The sequence below is a fragment of the Vibrio sp. SG41-7 genome, from assembly GCF_014164465.1.
Lineage (GTDB): Bacteria > Pseudomonadota > Gammaproteobacteria > Enterobacterales > Vibrionaceae > Vibrio > Vibrio splendidus.
On the sequence record NZ_JACJFF010000065.1, the window covers coordinates 1 to 22,555 of the forward strand.

Below are 22,555 nucleotides of genomic sequence, written 5' to 3' on the forward strand. Positions count from 1 at the left end.
TAACCATGTTTGAAAATAACTTAATGATGACCTAGCAAATGGGGAAGCGTTCATATAAGTCAGTATGATGAACAGAAGTGAATCCACGTCAGATGCGTAATTTCACAAGCAGCGGAAGTGGTTTAGACGCTGTAGCTAAATAAGCAACGAGAGTAGGAAAGAAGTTTGGGTGTATTCTTTCGTGATCGAAATGCTCTCCGCATTATAGTGGGCATCTACCCTGACATTACGAGACATACGGAACATGGTAAGCCTGTATCACTCCCTCTGGGAAAGCCTATGTGGCCGATAGTGATGCAGGTAAAGGAGGTTGGAGAAAGCGAAAGCTGGATTGTAATGATGCAGATACAGGCACATGCCTGATCACGAAAGTGAGCCCACTTCCAACTGGTCTCCCGTTGCGAGAGAGTTTGAAGAACTTTATTAAGGAAGAAAAGCAAATGATGATTTCGAACGAGATTAGTGCATCTTCTGACAGTGCACAATGGCAATCCATTAACTGGAAGGCTGTGGAGGCGCATGTCTTAAAGCTCCAAATGCGTATCGCAAAGGCAACTAGAGAAGGTAATCACGGTAAAGCAAAAGCCTTACAGTGGATACTAACCCATTCTCGTTCAGCAAAACTTCTTGCTGTTAAGCGAGTATCTCAAAACAAAGGTAGTAAAACGCCTGGAATAGATGGCGTGCTCTGGAATACAGATGCACGTCGCATGAATGCAGTGAATCAATTGAGTCGAAAAGCTTATCAAGCTAAACCACTCAAGCGTATCTACATCCCTAAAAAGAACGGTAAGCTTCGACCACTTGGTATTCCTTGTATGGCAGATAGAGCGCAACAAGCACTCCACCTCCTTGCTTTGGAGCCTATCTCGGAAACAATTTCAGACCCAAATAGTTACGGCTTCAGACCAAACCGAAGCACTACTGATGCAATAGCGCAGTCTTTCTTATGCTTGGCTCAAAAGAAGGCAGCTAAATGGGTTCTTGAAGGAGATATTAAATCCTGTTTTGATAAAATCGGGCACCAATGGCTTCTTGATAACATCGCTGTAGACAAGCGTATGTTGGAACAATGGTTGAAGTCTGGTTTTGTAGATAAAGGGTTGTTTTATCGTACGGAAGAAGGCACGCCACAAGGTGGCATAATTTCTCCAACATTAATGCTAATCACTCTCGCAGGGCTTGAACAACAAATAAAGTCCTTGGCTCTTAAGAAGAAAGCAAGAGCCAACTTTATTGGATACGCTGATGATTTTGTTGTCACTTGTACATCAAAGGATGTATTAGAGAACGACATTAAGCCATTGATTACTGAATTTCTACTAGAAAGAGGTCTAACACTTTCCGATGAAAAAACACGCACAACTCATATTGATGATGGATTCGATTTTCTAGGGTTTAACCACAGAAAATACAAAGGAAAGCTACTCATAAAACCGAGTAAAACCAATGTACTGTCATTCTTAAGTAACTTGCGTAGACTCATCAAAACTCACGCAACGATCCCCGTAAATAACCTTATCAAAATGATAAACCCCAAAATACGGGGATGGGCGAATTACTATCGCCACTGTGTTGCTAAACGAGTTTTCGGATACGTTGGACACCAACTATTCCAAGCATTGTGGCTCTGGGCTATTAGGCGTCACCCAACTAAATCAAAAAGTTGGGTCACCCATAAGTACTTCATCAACCGAAAAGGCCAATGGCAATTTCACGGTTGGCAGAAGATAATGAATATGGATTGTCAGTTCAATCTATTTCAAATAGCCAAAGTATCAATAGAAAGACATGTGAAAATCCGAAGTGCCGCAACGCCATTTGACCCTCAGCACCAAGAATACTTGGCGAAGAGAAAATTCAAAAGGAAAGCTCGCAACTCTTGGAACGATCCTGTTTTAACTGCTTTATAAGTTGCTGGGTATCAAACGATGCCTTTGCGGAGGCTTGAGCCGTATGCAGTGAAAGTTGCACGTACGGTTCTTAGGGAGACGGCACTTGGTAACAAGTGTCGTCCACCCGACAGATGCGTTATACGTTGAAGCAGCGGAAGTGGTTAATACGCTGTGGCCAAAAGGCAACGAGAGTTGGAAAGAGGTTGGACAGTACTTTTTCGTGATCGCCGTACTCTCCGCACTATAGTGGGCATCTAAGCTGACATTTTACGTAACATACGGAACAGGGTAAGCCTGTATCATTCCCTTTGGGAAAGCCTTTGTGGCCGATAGTGATGCAGGTATAGGAGGTCGGAAAAAGCGAAAGCTACATTGTAATGATGCAGATACAGACCTATGTCTGATCACGAAAGTGAGCCCACTTCCGACTGGTCTCCCATTGCGAGAGAATTTGAAGAACTTAATTCAAGGAGAAAAGCAAATGGTGATCTCGAAAGAGATTAGTGCATCTTCTGACGGCGCTCAATGGCAGTCCATCGACTGGAAATCCGTTGAAGCACACGTATTGAAGCTTCAAATGCGTATCGCAAAAGCAACTAGAGAAAAGAAATACAGTAAGGTGAAGTCCTTACAGTGGCTCTTGACTCATTCTCGCTCAGCCAAGCTTCTTGCGGTTAAGCGAGTCTCTCAGAATAAAGGCAGTAAAACGTCTGGAATAGACGGTGTCACCTGGAACACAGATGTACGCCGTATGAAAGCAGTCAATCAACTGAGCCGCAAGGCTTACTCTGCAAAACCACTCAAACGTATCTACATTCCCAAAAAGAACGGTAAGCTCAGGCCATTGGGTATTCCATGCATGATTGATAGAGCGCAACAAGCCCTCCACCTTCTAGCATTAGAACCAGTGTCCGAAACGCTTGCCGACCTCAATAGCTATGGGTTTAGGACAAATCGCAGCACGGCTGACGCCGTCAGTCAGTGTTTCAAATGTTTGGCTCTAAAGCGATCAGCGAAATGGATTCTTGAGGGAGATATTAAGGCTTGCTTCGATAAAATCGGGCATCAATGGCTTATGGACAATATCACGGTAGATAAACGTATGTTAGAACAATGGTTAAAGTCTGGCTATGTGGATAAGGGTCTGTTCTATGATACCGATGAGGGTACACCTCAAGGTGGAATAATCTCTCCAACCTTGATGCTAATGACTCTCGCGGGAATAGAGCAACAAATAAAATCTACAGCCCTGAAAAAGGGGGCTAGAGCCAACTTTATCGGTTACGCGGATGATTTCGTGGTTACTTGCTCTTCAAAGGAAGTGCTAGTGAACGACATCAAACCGTTGATTGCTGGCTTTTTGGCAGAAAGAGGGTTAGCCCTCTCCGAAGAGAAAACGAAGATCACTCATATTGATGATGGCTTTGACTTTCTAGGCTTCAATCACAGGAAGTACAAAGGGAAATTGCTCATCAAGCCGAGCAAATCCAACACGTTGTTATTCTTGAGAAATCTACGAGAACTCATTAAAAAGCACGCAACCATCCCTGTTAACGATCTTATCAAGTTGATAAATCCGAAACTCAGGGGATGGGCGAATTACTATCGCCACTGTGTTGCTAAACAAATATTCGGGTATGTCGGCCACAAACTATTCCAAGCGCTATGGCACTGGGCAGTTAGACGTCATCCAACCAAGTCCAAAGACTGGGTTGTTCATAAGTACTTCCTCAATCGTAAAGGCCAGTGGCAATTTCACGGTTGGCAGAAAATCATGAACATGGACTGTCACTTCAATCTGTTCCAAATAGCGAAAGTGCCTATCGAAAGACACGTGAAAATTAGGAGTGCTGCGACCCCTTTTGACCCTCAATACCAAGAATACTTGGCGAAGAGAAAACCCAAAAGGCTAGCTCGTAACTCTTGGAACGAACCTGCTTCGACTGCTTTATAAGTTGCTGGGTATCAATGATGCCTTAGTGGAGGCTTGAGCCGTATGCAGTGAAAGTTGCACGTACGGTTCTTAGAGGGGCGACACTTGGTAACAAGTGTCGTCTACTCGACAAAAATGTGTTAAAGGGTAGTCTCCTACCCTGTTTCAATCAGCGGCCATAAGCCGCTTTTTTAAATCCAGCCTCGCTCAGAAAAAGACACCACACACTCAAATGAAACCACAAAGTGGTCCAGTACTCGGATATCAACCAATGCCAACGCATCCGTCAGTTGACGGGTAATGCGTCGGTCAGCTTGACTTGGGGTGGCGTCGCCACTTGGGTGGTTATGATAGAGAATAACCGCACTCGCGTTCGCGGCCAGCGACGCTTTCACGACTTCACGCGGATAGACCGAAGCGGCATTAACGGTACCGTAGAACATCTCTTTGGTGCGCAACACTCGATGTTGATTATCGAGGAAGATAATCCCAAACACTTCAGACTCACAAGCGGCCAAGGACGTTTGGCAGAACGATTTCACCAATTCAGGCGAGGTTAATGGCGTTTGTTCTGAAATAAACAGTTTGGATTTGAGAATGCTTGCGGCCTGGTCAAGGGTGCCCTTTTCTTCTGATGTGAATAACGAAACATTTGAGTATTGAACAAGTGCTGACATGGTATTTCCTTTCGGTCTTGGCGAGCGTCTGACTGTCCGTACCCAGTTGCAGGTTCTGCAGCGGGGCGCGCAGCGGCGAAGCCTCCCTTGCGTGAGGGTTCTCAAATGGGACGGTTTAAAGGAAGTCGCGACAACAAGCCAAAAGGACAGCCTAAGCCAATATCTCAACCCAAAGTACGTCGCCCAGATAGAAATGTCCCTTCCCCACCAAGAGAGCGCCCTGCTGGTTACTCGACTTGCGCCACTCGATAACCTTGGCTACTTAGGACAAGACCGAACAGGGCGTTGCTCGTCTAAAAACACGAACCGCTTGAATACCGCAAACAGTTGGAATATCGAAACAAAATTCAGACAGATTGATGATCTGATGAGTATTTGAGCCGTCACGCATCTGCCGACTTTAGTCGTCATACAGACAAGAGAGTAAAGCCTTAGCCGACGTGCGATGCTCAGAGGTTGTTCCTATCGTCCTTTCTGCTTTCTTTGCGTAGCCGTAGTCTTCTCGCATCTGTTTAATGGTGGTAGTCAGGTCACACACACTGATACTCACCCCCTTGCCTCGGTTGCCTTGCTCTAGTATTAAGGCGTCGGTATACCCAAACTCATTCACCAAAATTTCATGAACCTTGACGGCCTTTACGGTGGAATCAAAGTCGGTCGAATTCACCCAAATCACGTGCATGGAATGTCAGCGGATACTGTAGAACGCACTTTCATGTGACCCCCTAAGCGCCAAAACGCACATCAAAACAAAACCCTGAGCACTTAAACGTCCCCTCTCCCGTTGTCACAAAGCGCAACGCGGGAAACACAGAACCGTAAGTGGTGTAAAGAATGATGTGATCCACTCGCTCGTGAAGAAACCATTCACCAAAGCCAGCACCATTTAATTCGATGAAAAAATCACGGATTTCATGGAAAGCAAAACGACGCGATCCCAATAGCGGAAACTGCTGCTTGATAGCTTCAACGAACCCTTGGTCTTTTAACGCTGCGATATCAGCCTGCTGCTCTGGCGACTGGCGACGACTGAACATTTTCAAACGCTGGATTTTGGAAACCCAATCAGACTTTCTTTTCGCCTCATCACGACACTTTTTGACTTGAGAGCGCAACTTCAATACCGCCAAAGGACTAGAGACATCATTTTTTGGTGAGCTTTCGTGCCCCAGCGGCGAAACGCTGGTCGATGAATTTGAATTAGAGAGAGTTGGGGTTGAGTTTTGTTGCGCCATGAGAGTTTCCTTTCTGTTTGAGTATCACTTTTCGGAGCCGCTTGGCTGTCCGCTCTCTCAACATCGTTCTGCTTTGCAAGGGCGCGCAGCGGCGAAGCCTCCCTTGTAAAGCAGGTTGTGGGGAGAAACGGTTAACAGCCTGCATGCCCGAAAATGATGCGAGTGAAAGAAAATTGGCGCATAAGAAAACAAGCCCTTACACGAACTTATTCGAAGACAGAGAGAACAACGAGGAGGAAACGACAAGGCGCTATGACTCTTAGGACAATAACGGGGTTCAAACAAGGCCTAGCTGCAGGGGAACCAAGGCAACGATAAGAGTCATGATTAAAGACACGTTTAAAGTGTTAGTCTTTACAAGGAGAGAAGGCCCAGAACAGGTAATAAGACGCTTCAAGTGTCATGTTCATCCGTGCTAGAAGTTAAGTCCAAACTAAGGCTCTATGAAATGTCTTAAAATAGATACAGAGCCTTAAAAGCAAATATGTATTACATAGGTAATACATATTCAATTCATTTTATTAATCAACTCAACGAGCTCTTCATCATCTATCTTGTCTCGATATAAAGCCAAAGCTCGGTACAGTTTCGCTGCAGACACATTTCTCTCTGTCTGCTCTTGCAGATTTGCTACCCAATCGGTTATCCGTTCTTTATCAGTAAGTGACATTCTAAGAGTCAGAGGAGGCACCATATAAGATGTCGTCACTTTCTTTTTGACAGTCGTAATTCCAGTCGACTTACTTGAACCTTCGTTCTTGTCAGTAGAGATAGCTGTTATAGCTCCTCGTTTTTTCAACTTGCTCATATGTATTACCTATGTATTACATCAAATTCAAAAGAAACGCAGCCAGTTTTCGGTAATCGTTATTAACAAGAGATCCCGATTTATAAAAGCGCACAGGAGAGGAAACGGCATTAGCTTGTCCAACATGCTCAGAACGACGGACAGATACTGGTAGCAATTTATCTTGTACTACCTCCAATTCCTCATCAATGAACTCATTAATAATAGTGTTTCTTGAGTCGACCTCGTTCCTCAAGATCAGATAATTGCCTTCATCCTCCTTAATTTCATAGACAGCTTCGAGTAAAGAGCTAATGCCGTCTAATGAAAATGCACCTGAATCTACAGGGATCAAGATAAGGTCTGAAGCCTGGATTGCGTTAAGAGTCGTTAGGGATAAGTTTGGTGGAGTATCAAGAAGAATGAAATCATAGGTATCACCTAACTTCGCTAATTGCTTTTCTAAAATTCGTTCACGATTAATCTTTGTCAGTGATGTTTCGATGACACGTGACAACTGAACATCAGCGGGAACGACATAGAGGTTTTCAATAGAGTTCCCATTAATCTGTGCAGGTTGAATTAAATCGACAATGGACACAACTTTAGGCTTATCAAACAAAGCAGCCACCGTCTCTTCAAACTTAAAATCACGTTGTCCGGTTAACGTTTTAGAGCAGTTCCCTTGAGGATCGAGGTCAATAACTAACACTTTTCGTTTTCGTGCAAGCTCAGCCCCTAAATTGACAAGAGTCGTGGTTTTTCCAACGCCACCTTTTTGGTTCGCCGCGCTGATGATCTTAGTTTTCATAATAAACACCTCATGTATTACATGTGTAATACACAATAAAAAACAAAAAGCACACTGTCAATGTATTACATATGTAATACACTTTTCCTATCAACACTTAAAGTTATTCCCCCGTTACCAGTCGATGATGTCAAGACACTAAAAATCCTAAAGAAAGTGACACCAGCCGCGAGATCACTATCCGTATGAATCAAGTTATTAGGCTCCTCACCAACCAAAACTTCTTGGTTAAGTTAATCCCAACACTAGAATCAAAGTCAGTTCTGAAATTGAAAATATTGTGACTACGACGGGGGACACTGTTTAAGCATGAATCGAATTCATCAAGTCCCGACGCGCCATCGATATTTGGAGCTATCTGACTCACACCAGAAAGACGCGAATTTAAACCCAAAGAATGGCTAAGTTTTGCCTACTGGCGTGATGAGCAGCGCCAACTGGTTGAACGCCACGACAAGATTGAGTCACCCACTGGGCAGAGTCATGGAAGTGAAATCCCACTGTTCATTGCGGCTGTTTGTAGAAAGGTGTTCCCAAAAGAAAATACCCATAATGAATGAGAAGCCCATTGAGTCTGCTACTCTTAACACGACATCGCCCTGATCTAATAACTCGCCCATCGCTTGTTGGTAAGCTTCTTCGACGATGGTTTGTTCCCAAATACGCTCGTATTCGGGTAAAACTTGTTGTCTAGAGATGGTCGACACCCTGAAGCTTAATGCGCCCTCGATACGATGTCGTCGGCTGGTGATCAGTTTAACCTCCGTCCATGAAAGTACTGGTTTGGCGAGGCGCCTAGATTGGCGTTCCTTTTTCTTTTTCGCCATACTCGAGTCTTAACGGATGTAGACCATCAGCTTATCAGAGGTGGCACAGACGCTTGACTGTTTGCTCATACAAAAATCAACATAAACCTTGCTCCGCGCGCATCACAAACAAGATGTACACCTTGTCCCCGTCTTGCTTGCAAAAAACACGACAAGGGTTGACCACAACTTCTCGGTAATTGAGGTGTTCAACTTTGTCGAAAATATTTTGAATCATCTGCTTGGCCGCAACCAGATATTCAAGGGCAATGTATTTCGCGATATCCTTGAGGTCCGATCACGCGGCTCACTCCAAATCACTTCAGCCATTTTGACATCTTGTCCTTAGCTTCATCCTGACTCAAGGACTTGCCTTGTGAAATGGCGCGCTCACCACATGCGATCCCTTCAAAGATAACCAAACGGTTTTGCATAAAATGATAGTCGTCCACATCAACCAAATACGCAGAAGGTTTACCGTGTTAGGTGATTAGCACAGGTTCTTTGGTGTCGTGTAAGTCCGCTAGGATTTGGGACGCTTGACGCTTGAGGGAAGTAACGATCTCGACTTTCATAAGAGTAACTCCAAAATAAGAGTAATAAAGTGATACTGTCGTATCACTTTCAAGGTGCCAGGTTTAGCGCAGAGATATTGAGCGTTAAGAATCACTCTTAAGTCATGCTTCTTATGAGTAGGAAACTCACTCAACAACACACAAACAGCAAATGGCGTCACTTGGGTTTCGGCCTTAGAGCCTTGCTATTCTTGTGATAAGATACCCTCACCAGAAAATAATCGATGTGAACAATGTCAGAACATTCATACCATCAACTTCTTAAGTCGACCTTCGAAAACACTCTTCTTCACCTTTACTTCAAAGTAAAAACTTCCAGTCACTTTGTTAAAGAAGAGCAACGAAACAAGATCATCATTGACTTCTTAAAGCCAAAAATCAAACGAGCTCGATATAGCCTTATCAAGAAAAAGCTTAAAACTGTTTGTTTGATGAAGAGTAAATTTGGCTCAATCGAAAAACACTTAGAAAGCGTTTTATCTCAATATTCAGCGATAGAGAGCAAAAACGACGTTGATAAGCTTTATGCCTTGTTAGAACGCTTTGAGAAGAGCGGATTAGAAACAAAACTTATTGAAGAGACCCCTAAGCAGGAAATGGACGTTGTTTATATCGACAGAGCACATATTGATCATTGCTTCGATAATGAAAACCGTCAGATTGCACCCATTTCGCTGTTTATACATACGAATGAATTAGACAGATTCACTAAGAGCTTAGCAACCCAACCTTATTTCACATATGAGTTGTGCCAAGCAAATGAAGAGTTGAATAACTATCATTACAAAGTCCACCCAATTAGCTAACCATACTGCTTATCACACACTGTTTAGCCTTAACTGGTCCAAGACTCTTGTGAGTGCTTACCTGTACTTTTCCATCAATTGTCTATCCTGTACCTTAGTAATTGTCCCACAGCTATATGAAGCGCCAACTAACACAACCAAATCTAAAACGTTGGGCACTTCCAGCCCAAATCAAGATGTGTTGTACGCGATTTACCAAGCGGTACTACCGTCCTTTTTTCATCACAATCAAGGCCAATCTTTTGATCTTCTAACAGTAAGCTGATCAGATATAAGCCTAACGCTGAATGATCTTGGCCATTCGTCTTCACCGCTACGGCTTCAACAATGAATTCAATTCCTGTTGACAGTGTCTCTTTATCTTTAAAAGACATAACTCCTCCCTTAAGTTACTGTGTAAATATACAGCAATATGGAGCGGGTGAATCCATATTTAAACAAATTGAGACATCAATCACATTGAACAGGGTCATGTCGACTCACCCTTAGAACACATTTCATGTCTTTAAAAAGGAGCTCGCGGACAAAAAGTAAGAGAGGAGATGATCGGGTGTCCAATAAATGCAACCTAGTCTCAACTCCATAATTGAATTTACTAAGGGACCTCGTTTTTAGTCGATAGTTACTCATTATTATTTAACTCAAGGAAAAGCCGACTCAAGCACCGCCTTCTTTTTCCCTACTTCATACTCCGCCCTCTCTAACGTTATAGGGGCAGATATCTGATGAACAGCATAATTACCACGAGGCTCTGGCCCATTTCGCCTACTTTCGGATAAAGCAGACTTGACCCATTCAAACAGATAGACGTAACGACTGACGGTCTGGCGACACAAGTTCGCCTTACGCGCCACCAAACCAATCGTGAGCTCCTGATTTTTGCGTAACAGAAACAGACAGGCGCGGATAATTCGGCGAGTGGTCTTCGTCCGACGAAGGTTATGAGTTCTTCTGGCCGCTCTACGCTGCCTTTCCTGTAAACTTAATCCACTATCCAACCTCATCACACCTCGCTGGCAGTCTGACCGAGCACAATATTTATCCCAGGTCCAACGAGAGACGCTTTTTACCACCGCTAACACCTCACTGCATGGCAAAGACGGCTTACCCACCAAATTGGCATTATTAATATGTGCAAAGCTCTCTACACGGCCTTTAAAATTCGTATAGCTGCCCTTTTCCCTTTCTTCGTCGACGATGTCATAAGCGAACCGGCGAGTACATTCAAACAAAGTACAATTCCGGGAATAAGAAACGTCACTCTCTTGACGAAGCCACGGCCGCGTACTCTCCAGTTCAAGCGAATCCGCTAACTCGTTAAGTTCATAGACACTGCGGTGAAGTTCGGTTGTCTGCCACCAAGGATGAAAGGGCGTTTTGGCAACAGGCCCTGAATAACTCAAGTCCGCCTCCAATCGCAAGGCTAACGCGCGATAAATGGCTTTGAGGTACTGAATGGGTTTGGAGCGAGCCTGATCACTGGTGCAAACCGGTACAATGGCATAAAAAAGGTGGGCTTTATTACTGGTACGGTTTCGGACAATCATATTGGGGGGCGGCAACCCTTCATCTTGCCAAATGTAGGGATTGGGGAAAGCTCGGTGTTCATGATCAATATCGAAAACCATCCACGCCTGCATCTCTTTTCGATTGACCTGCATATAGGGCCATCTGACGGCGTAGTTTCGAGGTCGAATTAGCATCGCGGTTTTGTTGTCACTGCACCTCGACAAATAAGGCGCTTCCTCAAGCAGCCGGCTCAAACACGACATAGACGAAGACGCAGCGTATTCAGAATGAGCCGTCATCGGCTCGCCCTCACCGCCCCTTGTCCACGTTGACTTCCAGACTCGCTCTGGATAAACACCCTTTCCAAGGCCTCGTACGTTACGACCGAGTTGACGCTCTTAGTGGCGCCCAATAAGCCTGTCGAACCTGATGAATCCTTTCCATTCAGGCGTTCAATTGCTAAGTATTCGTCATTTCCCCTCACCCCGCTTTTCACATAACAGCGGAATTCATCACGCCATTGGTCTTCGCTCACTACCGCTAGATAGAAGACCGCTTGTTGGCTTGTTTGAAGAAGCACCTTACCGCCTATGACCACCCACTCATGATTATTCATCACGTTTTCCTTGGCTAACAGGCTCTCCTTTGGGAGCAGCCAATGACGTTACTCAGGCTAAGGACAACGCGTTAAAGCCAACGCTGTCTGATTCTTTGCATTCGCTTTTCAAGGCCGAATAAACGAATTCGCAGCCGTACTTGTTCAAACACCCGACTCGAATGCCTTAATTGATACGTTAACCTCATCCACTCAACCAATAATGACGAAAGTTGACGGTCACATAACTCGCGTCGGATGCGCCTGATATAGCGAAGGCCTCTTCGCTTATCTTCTTCTGTTAATCCATGACCAGACCTTTCAGAAGATGGCTTATGATCCGGAGCAATGAGCATCACCCCTCCGAATGAATACTTGAAACTGATATACCACTAGCGCCCACCTTTCCGCCCTATCGCTTTGAGCAGACCAACACCTTGATTCAGTTTTTCCAAACTATTGAGGAGCAAAACCTGACCGCTGATATTCGCGTGTACGGTCTGAACAATCTCATATTTCTGTGCCCGAGTAAGCCTAGGCTTTCCTGCATACTCCAAAGCCATTCGAGACAACTCACCCGAATGGGTCGAGCTCTCTAGTGCGCACAAAACAAAGGCATCATCCGTAGTGTTGGGCGGTATATAAGCGGTGACCACACCCAGTCCAAGAAGTAAGCTGTTTACAATGATGTGATTACCGCTCACTTTGGCGAGAGTGATGGCTTCAACACAACTCAGGACATGAGGCTGCTCAGGATTAAGTTTATTCCGCAGCATGGTCGGACTCATCCCTATAACCTCTGCCAGCCTAGCCATATTCTCTGACCTAGCGAACACGCAACACGCCTCATTAAAGGCCCCTTGTTTTGTGCGAGAAAATTCGCCTATTGAGTCAATTCCGTTCATAACCAATACTCAATTGAACAAAGACGAGATGACAACGAAACTCCAACCAAGAATGTTAGCCCCAACGGACAAAGCTCTTTGGTTAAAATTATGAAAGATAAACGCATGGCTATTTACCCCATTCTCTCCAACGTTTCACGCGTTGCCATTTCTAGCAACATGACCATATTGATGAGAGGGGTTTCTTTACCTTTTGCTTTAGTTTTAATAGGTAAGCGACCATCAGCTACCCAATCCATGATGGTGCGTTTCGGCATTCCAGAGAACTGAGAGTATTGGTCGTACGTCATGAAAGGCGTATTTAGGACTACTTGATATGAGAGCATAGTGATATCCTATTCTGTTATTGAATGTTTAATTTCGGAATGACGAGTTGCACCCCACCATTTCGAACTCAATTGCGATTATTGATCACATATGAATAACAAGCAACTTAAAATAGACCAAATATCGTATTTGGGAGGTAGAGATATTATCAAGAAGTTGATAGATATCACGAATTCAGACCGCCAACAGGACGTAGCAGACGTATTTGGCATCCCAAAATCAACAATCGCGACTTGGCGACAGAGAAACCTTACTCCCTTTGAAATTGCAGTAAGGACTCATTTGAGCACTGGAGTCTCACTTGAATGGTTACTTCTAGATAAAGGCGAACCGTACCCTAAAACACCAACCCAAAAGCATATTAATAAGAAGAACGAATCGAAAACTCTTTTCGATATCGACTGTTTCTCTATTGACGACGGTAAATTGGTTGGGAAAGGGATACTTGCATTCGATAAAGCTCTTCTAGACGAGTTAGGTGTAAGTAATGTAATAGCAATCAAAGATGGAACTACTACGTTCCTTATAAATAAAGAATCTCACCATGCAGTAAGCGGTACATACCTAGTTGATATGGACGGCCTACTCTCGCTAAACGACATCCAGCGCTTACCAGGCAAAAAACTAGCAATCAGCTTTAACGGTTCGACTCTAACCGTCGAAGAAGATGAAGTAAGGGTTGTAGGTAGAGTTGCGTTAGTGATGGAAAAGCGTTAACTGTTACACTCATCTGTTTGAGAGCACTGCAGTTAATTTGATTAATAGCGTCACCGATACTTAACGAGCCTATTATCACCCTACCCTCGTGAGAAGTTGCACTTGCAAACTAAAAAAGGCTGCCTTATGGCAGCCTTCTTCTTTGGCTCAATGTTGATCGTTGTGCAATCTCTAAGTAGTCCTGAAACATTTTTGGACAATAATGAGCTAGCCAACCTGCTAATCTATAAGATCAAGCCGACAATACGGACTGTAAGTTTCTGGCCTAACTGATTTATAAATTATCACCTCTACATTAAAACAACCCAAACACATTATTTTTCCCATCTTGTTCAAGGCCTTTGATCTGATGGTGCTTTGGTTCTCCACCAAACAATAAAATATACAACTTCCGGTCTTGATACGTCCCCACTACATAATGGTCTTTTTGTATCACGTACTCGATAGTTTCGGCTTCTTCATCAGTACACAGATATTTAATATCAACTAGCTTCACCCACTTCAAGCCGATCACATTTTCAGCTTCTATAAACCCACCAAATGGTGCCGTAAAGCGATTACCTAGTTTCAAAACCGCGTCAATCTCACCTTGGTTCTTCTTACTTACTCCAATTGGACCATCACTGTTGATTTTGAAATGACTGTAGCCAGCAGTCACATGAATTGATTGATACATAGCAATAACCTATTAGCTTTCTTAGCACTTTGAGAGAGGAGCCTAACCTGTGCTTTTTGTCCGATATAAAACATTGTTCTACGTTTCAGCTCTAATTATACTGTTTTTATATACAGTAGTCTTAGGCTTTATTATGTCTATCCGCAATTTAAAAGATGGTTCTACCAAACCTTGGCTCTGCGAATGTTACCCAAATGGGCGAACGGGGAAGCGTGTTCGTAAAAAGTTTACGACTAAGGGAGAAGCAAAAGCTTTTGAGCTTCACACGTTGAAGGAGATTGACGATAAGCCATGGATGGGAAGTAAACCCGATCACCGTAGAATGAGCGAACTGTTAGACACTTGGTGGAACATACACGGTCATACGTTGAAATCAGGTAAACAAGCTCGGGATCTAATAGCCAAAACAATTGAAGGATTAGGTAACCCGATTGCCTACCACCTTAAAGAACGAGACTACTTGGACTATCGTGCAGCGCGAATACCCTACCGTGGCAAAAATAAATCTGTTGAGGTTTCACCAACAACACATAACATGGAATTGATTTATCTAAAGGGAATGTTCAAGAAACTAATCAAGTACAATCAATGGATATACCCCAACCCGATTGAAGCTATCGATACAATCAAAACTAGCGAGAAGAACCTGGCATATCTAACCAAGCCACAAATTGAAGAGTTCTTAGTTAACTTAAAGAATTGCAACCGAGTCATTACAGTCTCGATTCCACAGCTCATTGTAATTTCTAAGATTTGCTTAGCCACCGGTGCCCGTATAAGTGAAGCTCTAACTCTTACCCGTTCACAGGTAGCTGAATTTAAACTGACTTACACCGAGACAAAAGGTAAGAGGAATCGAAGTGTGCCCATCTCACCAGCTTTATATCAAGAGATCTTAGATATCGCCGTGAGCGACCATGAAATTTTTAACACGAGTTACAAGGACGCCTGGCGCTACATTAAAAGAGCTTTACCAGAGCACGTTCCGAGTGGGCAAGCGACGCATGTTCTACGGCATACCTTTGCTTCGCATTTTATGATGAACAAAGGGGATATCTTGGTGTTACAGCGTATTCTTGGGCATACTAAGATTGAGCAGACAATGGCGTATTCTCATTTTGCTCCAGAACATTTGATACAAGCTGTACACCTCAATCCATTAGAGAATTAATGGCGACAAAGTGGCGGCAGACACTGTAATCGACCGTTATTTAGCGGTTTTATTCGTAAAAAAGGCGACAGTTTTCACTGTCGCCTTTTGCTATTTAGAGCCTAATTTTTTCTATTCCCAATCAAGGATAACCTTGCCAGAAAGCCCACTACGCATAGCATCGAAGCCAGCTTGGAAATCATCAATTTTAAAGTGATGAGTAATGATTGGTGATAGGTCTAACCCTGATTGAATCAAACTTGCCACCATATACAAAAATAAAAATAACCATTAAATATCAATAGATTATGATGATTATCAATTAAAAATGGCTACAGAATAGCGACAAAAAAGGCAACAGTTTTACCTGTTGCCTTCTGATATTCAAAACCGGTAGTAACTTACTCCCAGTCTAAAATCACCTTACCAGACATACCAGAACGCATCATGTCGAAGCCTTTCTGGAAGTCGTCCACTTTGTAGTGGTGAGTAATGATTGGTGTTAGATCTAGGCCAGATTGAATCAAAGAAGCCATCTTGTACCAAGTTTCGAACATCTCACGACCGTAGATACCTTTGATAACCAAGCCTTTAAAGATGACTTGGTTCCAATCTACTGCCATATCTGATGGTGGAATACCTAGTAGAGAGATCTTACCGCCGTGGTTCATGTTAGTCAGCATGCTGTTGAACGCAGATGGGTTACCAGACATTTCTAGACCTACATCGAAGCCTTCTGTCATGCCAAGATCAGCCATTACGTCTTCAAGCTTCTCTTCCATCACGTTTACTGCGCGAGTTACACCCATTTGACGAGCAAGGTCTAGGCGGTATTCGTTTACATCAGTGATTACAACGTGACGAGCACCAACGTGCTTAGCAACAGCAGCAGCCATGATACCGATTGGACCAGCACCAGTGATTAGTACGTCTTCGCCTACTAGGTCGAAAGAAAGCGCTGTGTGTACTGCGTTACCAAACGGGTCAAAGATTGATGCTAGATCGTCAGAGATTTCTGCAGGGATCTTAAATGCGTTGAACGCAGGGATCACAAGGAACTCAGAGAACGCACCAGTGCGGTTTACGCCAACACCTGTTGTGTTACGACAAAGGTGAGTACGGCCGCCACGACAGTTACGACAGTGACCACATGTGATGTGACCTTCGCCAGATACACGGTCGCCGATTTCAAAACCACGAACTTCTTGGCCGATGCCAACAACTTCACCCACGTATTCGTGACCTACTACCATAGGTACTGGAATTGTGTTTTGTGACCACTCATCCCAGTTGTAGATATGTACGTCAGTACCACAAATTGCAGTTTTCTTAATACGGATAAGAAGATCATTATGACCCATTTCAGGTTTTTCAACCTCGGTCATCCAGATGCCTTCTTCAGGCTTAAGCTTAGAAAGTGCTTTAATTTTCATAATGTTATCCAGTTCATCTCGCCTAACTGTAAGGCGAGAATCAAAAATCTATATGTTCTATTGGGTGTTGTTCTATCTAATCAAAGGATGCAAAAGGCACCCGTTTAAAATTAGATGATAGCCATGTCTTTACCAACTTGGATGAACGCATCGATTGCGCGATCCAGTTGCTCACGAGAGTGTGCAGCAGACATTTGCGTACGGATACGAGCTTGGCCTTTTGGTACTACAGGGAATGAGAAACCTACTACGTAGATACCTTTCTCTAGTGCGCGCTCTGCGAATTCAGCCGCTACTTTTGCATCACCCAGCATGATTGGGATGATTGCGTGGTCAGCACCACCCATAGTGAAACCAGCTGCTTCCATGCGAGTACGGAAGTGAGCAGAGTTTTCCCATAGTTGAGTACGTAGGTCGCCAGACTCCGCTAGAAGATCTAGAACGCGGATAGACGCAGATACGATTGCAGGTGCAACAGAGTTAGAGAATAGGTATGGACGAGAACGCTGACGTAACCAGTCGATCACTTCTTTCTTACCAGAAGTGTAACCGCCTGAAGCGCCACCCATTGCTTTACCAAGCGTACCTGTGATGATGTCGATACGGTCAACAACGTTGTGGAACTCGTGAGTACCCGCACCGTTTTCGCCCATGAAGCCAACTGCGTGAGAGTCATCAACCATCACTAGTGCGCCGTACTTGTCAGCAAGGTCACAGATAGCAGGAAGGTTAGCGACTACGCCGTCCATAGAGAACACACCGTCAGTTACGATAAGCGTGTGACGAGCGCCCGCTTCTTTAGCTGCAATAAGTTGTTGCTCTAGCTCTTCCATGTTGTTGTTCGAGTAACGGAAGCGCATTGCTTTACATAGACGAACACCATCAATGATAGATGCGTGGTTTAGAGCATCAGAAATGATTGCGTCTTCTTTGCCTAGGATCGTTTCGAATAGGCCAGCGTTTGCATCAAAACAAGATGTGTAAAGGATAGTGTCTTCTTTACCAAGGAACGTAGATAGCTTTTGCTCTAGTTCTTTGTGAGAGTCTTGAGTACCACAGATGAAACGAACAGAAGCCATACCAAAACCGTGTTGATCCATACCGTCTTTAGCAGCTTCGATAAGGTCAGGGTGGTTAGCAAGGCCTAAGTAGTTGTTTGCACAGAAGTTTAGTACTTCTTCACCAGTCGAGATAGAAACTGCTGCTTTTTGAGCAGAAGTGATAATGCGCTCAGACTTGTAAAGACCTTCTTCTTTAACTTCTTCGATTTGAGTTTGAATCTGTTGGTAAAATGCAGAAGACATTGTCTATTCCTTCCTAATTATTATTCAGCAGCATCGCGCGCCGCATTATGTAGGGGATGTAAACGATTTCAATTCGATCATTTACACTGTAAAACTTATACCCCTATTCTAGTTGAACATCCCCTTCTCGATTATCCCTTTAGTTGGAAAAACATTAATGAATCACAGGCATGAATAATGATTCATCCCAGTGACACAGGGCACATAAACGCGTCTTACCTGTTCTTTTTAACGTCAAATCCCCCTCCGTTCATGTCTAATTTCGCTTTCATATCGAATATCAATTTTTCACCTCAGAACGATATAGTGATGATTCTCCGCTTCTCTCAGAATGTGCGACCGTTACGCCGCTATGCAAATGAGACAAGATGAGAAACAAGTACATGACCCTATCCGACCACACCATACAAGAAGCCTTCGAAAACGACTGGTACACCTGCTTTTATCAGCCAAAGGTTCAGCCTTGTGTCGAGAAGGTGACTGGAGTTGAAGCGCTGTTTCGTTTAGATATTCCAGAAGAAGGGATTTTCTCTCCGGGCGTGTTTATTGATCGCGCGTTTGCATTGGGTTATGAAGAAGAAATCTTTTTTAGTGTGCTTGAGCAATCTCTAACGGAGGTCAAATCGCTTTCCGTTCATCTAAGCTTGGCGGTAAACATCAGCAAGAAAGTTCTAGCAAACCCTGATAATGTCGAAAAGGTTCGTGAATTACTTTGGAATGCATCTTTCAAAGCAGAACAGCTTACCTTTGAGCTAAGTGAAAATGATCAGTTAGATGAGCAGCTTTGTGAGCAGATAAAGCGCTTTAAGTCTCTGGGCGTCAGAATCTCTATCGACGATTTTGGTATCGGTTATTCAGACATGAATAAGGTGATTAGCCTTAATGTCGATGAAGTGAAGTTCGATAAATCGATTGTGGATAGCATTGAGCCAGAAAGCTCCGACTTGGTTAAGCGCACTCTGGCGTACTGCAAAGAGTCTGGAATCGAAACCGTTGCGGAAGGCGTTGAAGACACAGATACACGTCAAATGATCCACCAGCTAGGGTTTGATCGCTATCAAGGCTTCTTGTACTCAAAACCTCTGCCTTTAACCGACCTAAGATTGGTCATGTAGAGCACTTTTACAGACTAGATCTTAAAACAAACTCGACACTTTTCTTATTCTGCTTAAGGTCGTGGTAACGGATATACTTAAAGTAAATATCGTGTTTATTTTGGATGTTCTGAGAAAAAGGATTTTTCACCACTTTCTTGATATCTGCCTTGAAAAACGGCATGCCGAGCTTGCTCATGTATGGCTCTAAGTAAAGATCATAGAGGAACTGGGACATTGCAGGATCAAGAGTCGGAAAGCGAAATTCAATGCCTGCCAAATTATCTGCCATGTAATCGAAGATCTTGCGTCGAATCACGATGCTAACCGCGCCAACACTGCAAAGCATCTTACTGAGGCCATCGTAAACCACATGACCAATAATGACTCCCTCGAACAAGAAGCAAAGCACCTGCATATCGTCTTTTTTCACGCCGAGATACTGAGCAACCTCGATAAAGTCTTTGCCATAAGTTTTGAGGTGCATCCCTTGAATCGACTTAAGCCTTTTCGCAGGAAGCAAACCCATGTTGTATGACTCTACGCTTGTGACCTCATAGTCGTAGCCAATATCGGCATTAGACGGACGTTCCATATTCTTTGTTGCGGCCTTGACTTGCACCATTTCTTCTACCGAAAAATCATAGTCGACCTGAAAGAAACTCGCGATACCAAGGCGACGAACAAAACTAGGTAGCGTCTTTGCCCTTTCCCACTGACTGACCATTACTTGATTAACACCAAAAAATGCTCGATGAGAATTGGAAAGCAATTCTGAAAATTCTTCCTGTGAAATGGACGCTGATTCACGAAGTCGTTTTAGCTCAATTGGGAAATTGTCTTTATTCATCTGTCACTTACCTAGCTTTTTAACTAGTGTAGTTTACTTATCTCTACTATGACATGATGCATTGGACATAACCTCGTTTAACCAAAACTCCCCCAGAACTGGTTGTATTTGTAGGCAGGTCGCTACAGATAAATGTTAAATCTCGTAGGCCCAGCACTCTTGTTGTATGTCGAGCAGCTCCGACTTACCGCTCTCTAGCTGATAGAGGTGGAACTGGCTTAAAGGGGGCGAATACACATGTAACGTAATGAGCGGCTCATCGCCAGCCTGTAGATTCGATATCTGATGGATATCATTATCTTTACTAACGGTCACACTGCCCTCTTGGAAATGAGTCGACTGAGAAGCAAAAATATGGCCATTAGCCGCTGTTTCAAACAGGGTTTCCGTTGCTTGCCCGTGTAAAACTTTTACGCCACAAGACGTATTTAAATGATCGTGTATTTTACTTCTTTGCCCATTTAGCCAACTCAAAATTAAAACTTCACAGTGGTCATTTTTGAAAAGCCTTTGTCGACAGTATGTTTCTTTATCAAAACTCGCCAACGACTTGATCTCTTCTTTACTCAGCTCGATGTTATCCAATATGAACCGAATGGAAGCCAGAGACATAGGTTTATTCGCCAGCTGTATTTGGTCCATAAACTCTTGGAAATTAAGCTCATAATCGTTATTAATTAACGCGGCTAACGCGGGAGATTGCGTTGGGGTGATATCAGTACGTTGCAAAATACTTACCTCTGACTATGTTTTTGCTCTTCCGAACTCGAAGTTAAAAGTTCTCTTGGAACGATGAAATATAGCTGATTCGATTCAGCACAAGTTGGGAGGATACTAACACCGTTTAAATTAAATTTAACAAGCAATCACAAGTATTTACATTCATATAACAAAAGCATCTAACAACCAATTTGAAGCAACGGAATCGCCATATTGACTTGAGATCTGAATAACTGAGTAATATGAAATAGGAACAACAAAAGAACGGCTTCCATCACGACTACTATTGCGCGTATCAATTAATGAAATTGATTCACAAATCAGAAGAGATCACTCACAATCAAGGTTATGGCCACCGTTGAAATCAGTCTAACTGGATACTTATGATTAACCCAAAACTCATCGCCCTACTTCCCGATCTCGCCTCGTTTATCTTAGTTGTGAATGAAGGTAGCTTTACCGCTGCAGCAAAGCAGTTAGGGGTGACACCCTCAGCGTTGAGTAAATTGATCACACGTCTAGAAAAAGCACTCTCAGTAAAGCTGTTTGAACGTACCACTCGTACATTGGTCATCACGCAAGCAGGCCAGTTGGTATACGACCAAAGCGTGGTCATGATTAATGCGGCGCAACAAGCGGTTGAGCTGTCTACCTCTGACCATACTGAACCTGCAGGCTCTATAACAGTAGCGGCGCCTGAGGCGTTCTTGAACTCAGTGCTACAGCCTTTTGTTGTTCCATTTTTAAATCAGTACCCTGAGATTCAACTCAAGTTAAGAGCCGCCGATGGCGACATCGACATATTGCGCCAAGGCATCGACATTGCTTTTCGCCTTACCGACAAACCTGACGAGAGTTTGGTTTTAAAAGAGCTAGGCAAGACGAACCTTGTACTTTGTGCAAGCCCTGGCTATTTGGAAGCCAAAGGAATTCCTCACCACCCTACCGAGCTTTCTGAGCACGACTGCTTATACCTTGCAGAAACAGATAAAGACCACATTTGGGACTTCCTTAAAGATGATGAGTTTTACACAGTACCCGTCAGCGGACGTTACGCTGTGAACCACTCTCAGATGCGATTGAAAGGCGTTAAAGAAGGTCTAGGCGTAGGTATTTTCCATGACTTCGTGATTCAAGATGCATTAGCTGAAGGTTCTGTAGTTCAAGTATTGGAAGATTGGACCATCAAGAGTAATTACCATGGCGCTATCGCGATGCAGTTTGCTCAAACCAAGTACATGCCTGCGCGATTGCGTGTGTTCATTGATTATGCGATGGAACACTTGGGTGACAAGCTGGCAGGAGAAATAAACTGATGTTGAAAGGAATACACCACGCCGCCATTATTTGCTCAGACTACGAAGTTTCTAAACGCTTTTATACGGAAGTTTTAAAGCTTGAAGTGATTGCTGAGAATTATCGTGAAGCGCGCCAGTCGTACAAACTTGACTTAGCACTGCCTAATGGCGCTCAAATAGAATTATTCAGCTTCCCTAACGCACCTGAAAGACCAAGCTTTCCGGAAGCTCAAGGGCTGAGACATTTGGCTTTTTGTGTTGATGACGTTCAAAATGCCAAAAGCTATTTGGAAGAACAAGGCATTGAAGTCGAACCGATTCGAGTTGATGAGTTTACGGGGAAATCATTTACGTTTTTCGCAGACCCAGACGGCCTACCGCTAGAACTTTATCAGATCTAAAGCTGTATCAGATCTAAAGCTTTATCAAATCTAGAGCTGAATCAAGTCTAA

General features: G+C 43.7%; 26 protein-coding genes and 3 pseudogenes. 10 read left to right on the top strand and 19 right to left on the bottom strand.

Features of this window, described 5'->3' with window-relative positions; translation table 11 throughout:
* Positions 1-440 precede the first annotated feature (440 nt).
* The 3 genes from ltrA (H5300_RS16665) (at position 441) to ltrA (H5300_RS16675) (ending at position 3,849) form a co-directional block, all read left to right on the top strand.
* On the top strand, positions 441-1,913 hold the full coding sequence (gene ltrA / locus H5300_RS16665) for a group II intron reverse transcriptase/maturase (RefSeq protein ID WP_182796477.1): 1,473 nt from the start codon (positions 441-443) through the stop codon (positions 1,911-1,913).
* Between the two features lie 85 nt (positions 1,914-1,998).
* Positions 1,999-2,142, top strand: coding sequence for a hypothetical protein (locus H5300_RS16670; RefSeq protein WP_182796466.1), 144 nt, complete (start codon positions 1,999-2,001; stop codon positions 2,140-2,142).
* A 234-nt stretch (positions 2,143-2,376) separates the two neighbouring features.
* On the top strand, positions 2,377-3,849 hold the full coding sequence (gene ltrA / locus H5300_RS16675; protein ID WP_182796467.1) for a group II intron reverse transcriptase/maturase: 1,473 nt from the start codon (positions 2,377-2,379) through the stop codon (positions 3,847-3,849).
* A gap of 170 nt (positions 3,850-4,019) precedes the next feature.
* Here ltrA (H5300_RS16675) and radC read toward each other — a convergent pair whose 3' ends face one another.
* Positions 4,020-4,505, bottom strand: a complete 486-nt coding sequence (gene radC, locus H5300_RS16680) for a DNA repair protein RadC (RefSeq protein WP_017059566.1) — start codon at positions 4,503-4,505, stop codon at positions 4,020-4,022.
* Between the two features lie 91 nt (positions 4,506-4,596).
* Here radC and H5300_RS16685 point away from each other — a divergent pair, with 91 nt between their 5' ends.
* Entirely contained in the window at positions 4,597-4,884 is a 288-nt protein-coding gene (locus H5300_RS16685) for a hypothetical protein (RefSeq protein WP_157373155.1), read from the top strand.
* A 21-nt stretch (positions 4,885-4,905) separates the two neighbouring features.
* Here H5300_RS16685 and H5300_RS16690 read toward each other — a convergent pair whose 3' ends face one another.
* The 7 genes and pseudogenes from H5300_RS16690 to H5300_RS16720 form a co-directional block, all read right to left on the bottom strand.
* The gene (locus H5300_RS16690; RefSeq protein WP_259397698.1) at positions 4,906-5,187 is read right to left on the bottom strand and encodes a hypothetical protein; all 282 of its coding nucleotides are present in this window, start codon (positions 5,185-5,187) and stop codon (positions 4,906-4,908) included.
* 43 nt (positions 5,188-5,230) lie between these two features.
* Positions 5,231-5,740 (bottom strand): hypothetical protein, encoded by a 510-nt coding sequence (locus H5300_RS16695; protein WP_017059569.1) that lies wholly within the window; start codon positions 5,738-5,740, stop codon positions 5,231-5,233.
* A 508-nt stretch (positions 5,741-6,248) separates the two neighbouring features.
* Positions 6,249-6,548 (bottom strand): hypothetical protein, encoded by a 300-nt coding sequence (locus tag H5300_RS16700; RefSeq protein ID WP_016799982.1) that lies wholly within the window; start codon positions 6,546-6,548, stop codon positions 6,249-6,251.
* 16 nt (positions 6,549-6,564) lie between these two features.
* The gene (locus H5300_RS16705; RefSeq protein WP_016799981.1) at positions 6,565-7,338 is read right to left on the bottom strand and encodes a ParA family protein; all 774 of its coding nucleotides are present in this window, start codon (positions 7,336-7,338) and stop codon (positions 6,565-6,567) included.
* Positions 7,339-7,802: 464 nt separating this feature from the next.
* Complete coding sequence (locus tag H5300_RS16710; protein ID WP_259397699.1) at positions 7,803-8,165, bottom strand: hypothetical protein; 363 nt, start codon at positions 8,163-8,165, stop codon at positions 7,803-7,805.
* 76 nt (positions 8,166-8,241) lie between these two features.
* Positions 8,242-8,474 (bottom strand): annotated as a pseudogene (locus H5300_RS16715) (type II toxin-antitoxin system RelE/ParE family toxin).
* Positions 8,462-8,719, bottom strand: a pseudogene (locus tag H5300_RS16720) (type II toxin-antitoxin system Phd/YefM family antitoxin). Before H5300_RS16720 ends, H5300_RS16715 begins: the two co-directional pseudogenes overlap by 13 nt.
* A 233-nt stretch (positions 8,720-8,952) precedes the next feature.
* Here H5300_RS16720 and H5300_RS16725 point away from each other — a divergent pair.
* Positions 8,953-9,525: a DUF2913 family protein gene (locus H5300_RS16725; RefSeq protein ID WP_182796468.1), complete on the top strand. Its 573-nt coding sequence runs from the start codon at positions 8,953-8,955 to the stop codon at positions 9,523-9,525.
* Positions 9,526-9,668: 143 nt separating this feature from the next.
* Here the strand turns inward: H5300_RS16725 and H5300_RS16730 are convergent, their stop codons facing one another.
* The 5 genes from H5300_RS16730 to H5300_RS16750 all read right to left on the bottom strand — a co-directional run bounded on the left by H5300_RS16730 (position 9,669) and on the right by H5300_RS16750 (position 12,860).
* Positions 9,669-9,899 (bottom strand): hypothetical protein, encoded by a 231-nt coding sequence (locus H5300_RS16730; protein WP_016799977.1) that lies wholly within the window; start codon positions 9,897-9,899, stop codon positions 9,669-9,671.
* A 267-nt stretch (positions 9,900-10,166) separates the two neighbouring features.
* Positions 10,167-11,333 (bottom strand): replication initiation protein, encoded by a 1,167-nt coding sequence (locus tag H5300_RS16735; RefSeq protein WP_182796469.1) that lies wholly within the window; start codon positions 11,331-11,333, stop codon positions 10,167-10,169.
* Positions 11,330-11,650, bottom strand: coding sequence for a hypothetical protein (locus tag H5300_RS16740; protein WP_182796478.1), 321 nt, complete (start codon positions 11,648-11,650; stop codon positions 11,330-11,332). Before H5300_RS16740 ends, H5300_RS16735 begins: the two co-directional genes overlap by 4 nt.
* Before the next feature lie 371 nt (positions 11,651-12,021).
* A complete protein-coding gene (locus H5300_RS16745; protein WP_182796470.1) occupies positions 12,022-12,534 on the bottom strand; it encodes a phage regulatory CII family protein in 513 nt (170 codons plus the stop codon).
* A 113-nt stretch (positions 12,535-12,647) separates the two neighbouring features.
* On the bottom strand, positions 12,648-12,860 hold the full coding sequence (locus tag H5300_RS16750) for a hypothetical protein (protein WP_029203682.1): 213 nt from the start codon (positions 12,858-12,860) through the stop codon (positions 12,648-12,650).
* Between the two features lie 91 nt (positions 12,861-12,951).
* Here H5300_RS16750 and H5300_RS16755 point away from each other — a divergent pair, with 91 nt between their 5' ends.
* A complete protein-coding gene (locus tag H5300_RS16755) occupies positions 12,952-13,578 on the top strand; it encodes a phage repressor protein CI (RefSeq protein WP_102257504.1) in 627 nt (208 codons plus the stop codon).
* A 295-nt stretch (positions 13,579-13,873) separates the two neighbouring features.
* Here the strand turns inward: H5300_RS16755 and H5300_RS16760 are convergent, their stop codons facing one another.
* On the bottom strand, positions 13,874-14,254 hold the full coding sequence (locus H5300_RS16760) for a hypothetical protein (protein WP_145571655.1): 381 nt from the start codon (positions 14,252-14,254) through the stop codon (positions 13,874-13,876).
* Between the two features lie 133 nt (positions 14,255-14,387).
* Here H5300_RS16760 and H5300_RS16765 point away from each other — a divergent pair, with 133 nt between their 5' ends.
* On the top strand, positions 14,388-15,425 hold the full coding sequence (locus H5300_RS16765; RefSeq protein ID WP_182796471.1) for a tyrosine-type recombinase/integrase: 1,038 nt from the start codon (positions 14,388-14,390) through the stop codon (positions 15,423-15,425).
* A 111-nt stretch (positions 15,426-15,536) separates the two neighbouring features.
* Here H5300_RS16765 and H5300_RS16770 read toward each other — a convergent pair.
* The 3 genes and pseudogenes from H5300_RS16770 to H5300_RS16780 all read right to left on the bottom strand — a co-directional run.
* A pseudogene (locus H5300_RS16770) lies at positions 15,537-15,677 on the bottom strand (L-threonine 3-dehydrogenase); the annotation flags it as partial.
* 128 nt (positions 15,678-15,805) lie between these two features.
* Positions 15,806-16,837, bottom strand: a complete 1,032-nt coding sequence (gene tdh / locus H5300_RS16775) for an L-threonine 3-dehydrogenase (protein ID WP_004730216.1) — start codon at positions 16,835-16,837, stop codon at positions 15,806-15,808.
* Positions 16,838-16,947: 110 nt separating this feature from the next.
* On the bottom strand, positions 16,948-18,141 hold the full coding sequence (locus tag H5300_RS16780; RefSeq protein ID WP_017094962.1) for a glycine C-acetyltransferase: 1,194 nt from the start codon (positions 18,139-18,141) through the stop codon (positions 16,948-16,950).
* A gap of 368 nt (positions 18,142-18,509) precedes the next feature.
* Between H5300_RS16780 and H5300_RS16785 the strand changes: the two genes are divergently transcribed.
* Entirely contained in the window at positions 18,510-19,256 is a 747-nt protein-coding gene (locus tag H5300_RS16785; RefSeq protein ID WP_259397700.1) for an EAL domain-containing protein, read from the top strand.
* Between the two features lie 7 nt (positions 19,257-19,263).
* Here H5300_RS16785 and H5300_RS16790 read toward each other — a convergent pair whose 3' ends face one another.
* Both H5300_RS16790 and H5300_RS16795 read right to left on the bottom strand, forming a co-directional pair.
* A complete protein-coding gene (locus H5300_RS16790; protein WP_182796472.1) occupies positions 19,264-20,085 on the bottom strand; it encodes a helix-turn-helix domain-containing protein in 822 nt (273 codons plus the stop codon).
* Positions 20,086-20,220: 135 nt separating this feature from the next.
* Complete coding sequence (locus H5300_RS16795) at positions 20,221-20,814, bottom strand: cysteine dioxygenase family protein (protein WP_017079740.1); 594 nt, start codon at positions 20,812-20,814, stop codon at positions 20,221-20,223.
* A 374-nt stretch (positions 20,815-21,188) separates the two neighbouring features.
* Here H5300_RS16795 and H5300_RS16800 point away from each other — a divergent pair, with 374 nt between their 5' ends.
* Positions 21,189-22,121 (top strand): LysR family transcriptional regulator, encoded by a 933-nt coding sequence (locus H5300_RS16800; RefSeq protein ID WP_182796473.1) that lies wholly within the window; start codon positions 21,189-21,191, stop codon positions 22,119-22,121.
* On the top strand, positions 22,121-22,504 hold the full coding sequence (locus H5300_RS16805; protein ID WP_108207637.1) for a VOC family protein: 384 nt from the start codon (positions 22,121-22,123) through the stop codon (positions 22,502-22,504). The genes H5300_RS16800 and H5300_RS16805 overlap by 1 nt, the downstream gene beginning before the upstream one ends.
* The last annotated feature ends 51 nt before the right edge of the window (positions 22,505-22,555 follow it).

Coding starts and splice junctions, on each gene's coding strand:
- ltrA (WP_182796477.1), top strand. CDS start 441: ATGATGATTTCGAACGAGATTAGTGCATCTTCTGACAGTGCACAATGG.
- ltrA (WP_182796467.1), top strand. CDS start 2,377: ATGGTGATCTCGAAAGAGATTAGTGCATCTTCTGACGGCGCTCAATGG.
- radC (WP_017059566.1), bottom strand. CDS start 4,505: ATGTCAGCACTTGTTCAATACTCAAATGTTTCGTTATTCACATCAGAA.
- H5300_RS16690 (WP_259397698.1), bottom strand. CDS start 5,187: ATGCACGTGATTTGGGTGAATTCGACCGACTTTGATTCCACCGTAAAG.
- H5300_RS16695 (WP_017059569.1), bottom strand. CDS start 5,740: ATGGCGCAACAAAACTCAACCCCAACTCTCTCTAATTCAAATTCATCG.
- H5300_RS16700 (WP_016799982.1), bottom strand. CDS start 6,548: ATGAGCAAGTTGAAAAAACGAGGAGCTATAACAGCTATCTCTACTGAC.
- H5300_RS16705 (WP_016799981.1), bottom strand. CDS start 7,338: ATGAAAACTAAGATCATCAGCGCGGCGAACCAAAAAGGTGGCGTTGGA.
- H5300_RS16710 (WP_259397699.1), bottom strand. CDS start 8,165: ATGGCGAAAAAGAAAAAGGAACGCCAATCTAGGCGCCTCGCCAAACCA.
- H5300_RS16725 (WP_182796468.1), top strand. CDS start 8,953: ATGTCAGAACATTCATACCATCAACTTCTTAAGTCGACCTTCGAAAAC.
- H5300_RS16730 (WP_016799977.1), bottom strand. CDS start 9,899: ATGTCTTTTAAAGATAAAGAGACACTGTCAACAGGAATTGAATTCATT.
- H5300_RS16735 (WP_182796469.1), bottom strand. CDS start 11,333: ATGACGGCTCATTCTGAATACGCTGCGTCTTCGTCTATGTCGTGTTTG.
- H5300_RS16740 (WP_182796478.1), bottom strand. CDS start 11,650: ATGAATAATCATGAGTGGGTGGTCATAGGCGGTAAGGTGCTTCTTCAA.
- H5300_RS16745 (WP_182796470.1), bottom strand. CDS start 12,534: ATGAACGGAATTGACTCAATAGGCGAATTTTCTCGCACAAAACAAGGG.
- H5300_RS16750 (WP_029203682.1), bottom strand. CDS start 12,860: ATGCTCTCATATCAAGTAGTCCTAAATACGCCTTTCATGACGTACGAC.
- H5300_RS16755 (WP_102257504.1), top strand. CDS start 12,952: ATGAATAACAAGCAACTTAAAATAGACCAAATATCGTATTTGGGAGGT.
- H5300_RS16760 (WP_145571655.1), bottom strand. CDS start 14,254: ATGTATCAATCAATTCATGTGACTGCTGGCTACAGTCATTTCAAAATC.
- H5300_RS16765 (WP_182796471.1), top strand. CDS start 14,388: ATGTCTATCCGCAATTTAAAAGATGGTTCTACCAAACCTTGGCTCTGC.
- tdh (WP_004730216.1), bottom strand. CDS start 16,837: ATGAAAATTAAAGCACTTTCTAAGCTTAAGCCTGAAGAAGGCATCTGG.
- H5300_RS16780 (WP_017094962.1), bottom strand. CDS start 18,141: ATGTCTTCTGCATTTTACCAACAGATTCAAACTCAAATCGAAGAAGTT.
- H5300_RS16785 (WP_259397700.1), top strand. CDS start 18,510: ATGAGAAACAAGTACATGACCCTATCCGACCACACCATACAAGAAGCC.
- H5300_RS16790 (WP_182796472.1), bottom strand. CDS start 20,085: ATGAATAAAGACAATTTCCCAATTGAGCTAAAACGACTTCGTGAATCA.
- H5300_RS16800 (WP_182796473.1), top strand. CDS start 21,189: ATGATTAACCCAAAACTCATCGCCCTACTTCCCGATCTCGCCTCGTTT.
- H5300_RS16805 (WP_108207637.1), top strand. CDS start 22,121: ATGTTGAAAGGAATACACCACGCCGCCATTATTTGCTCAGACTACGAA.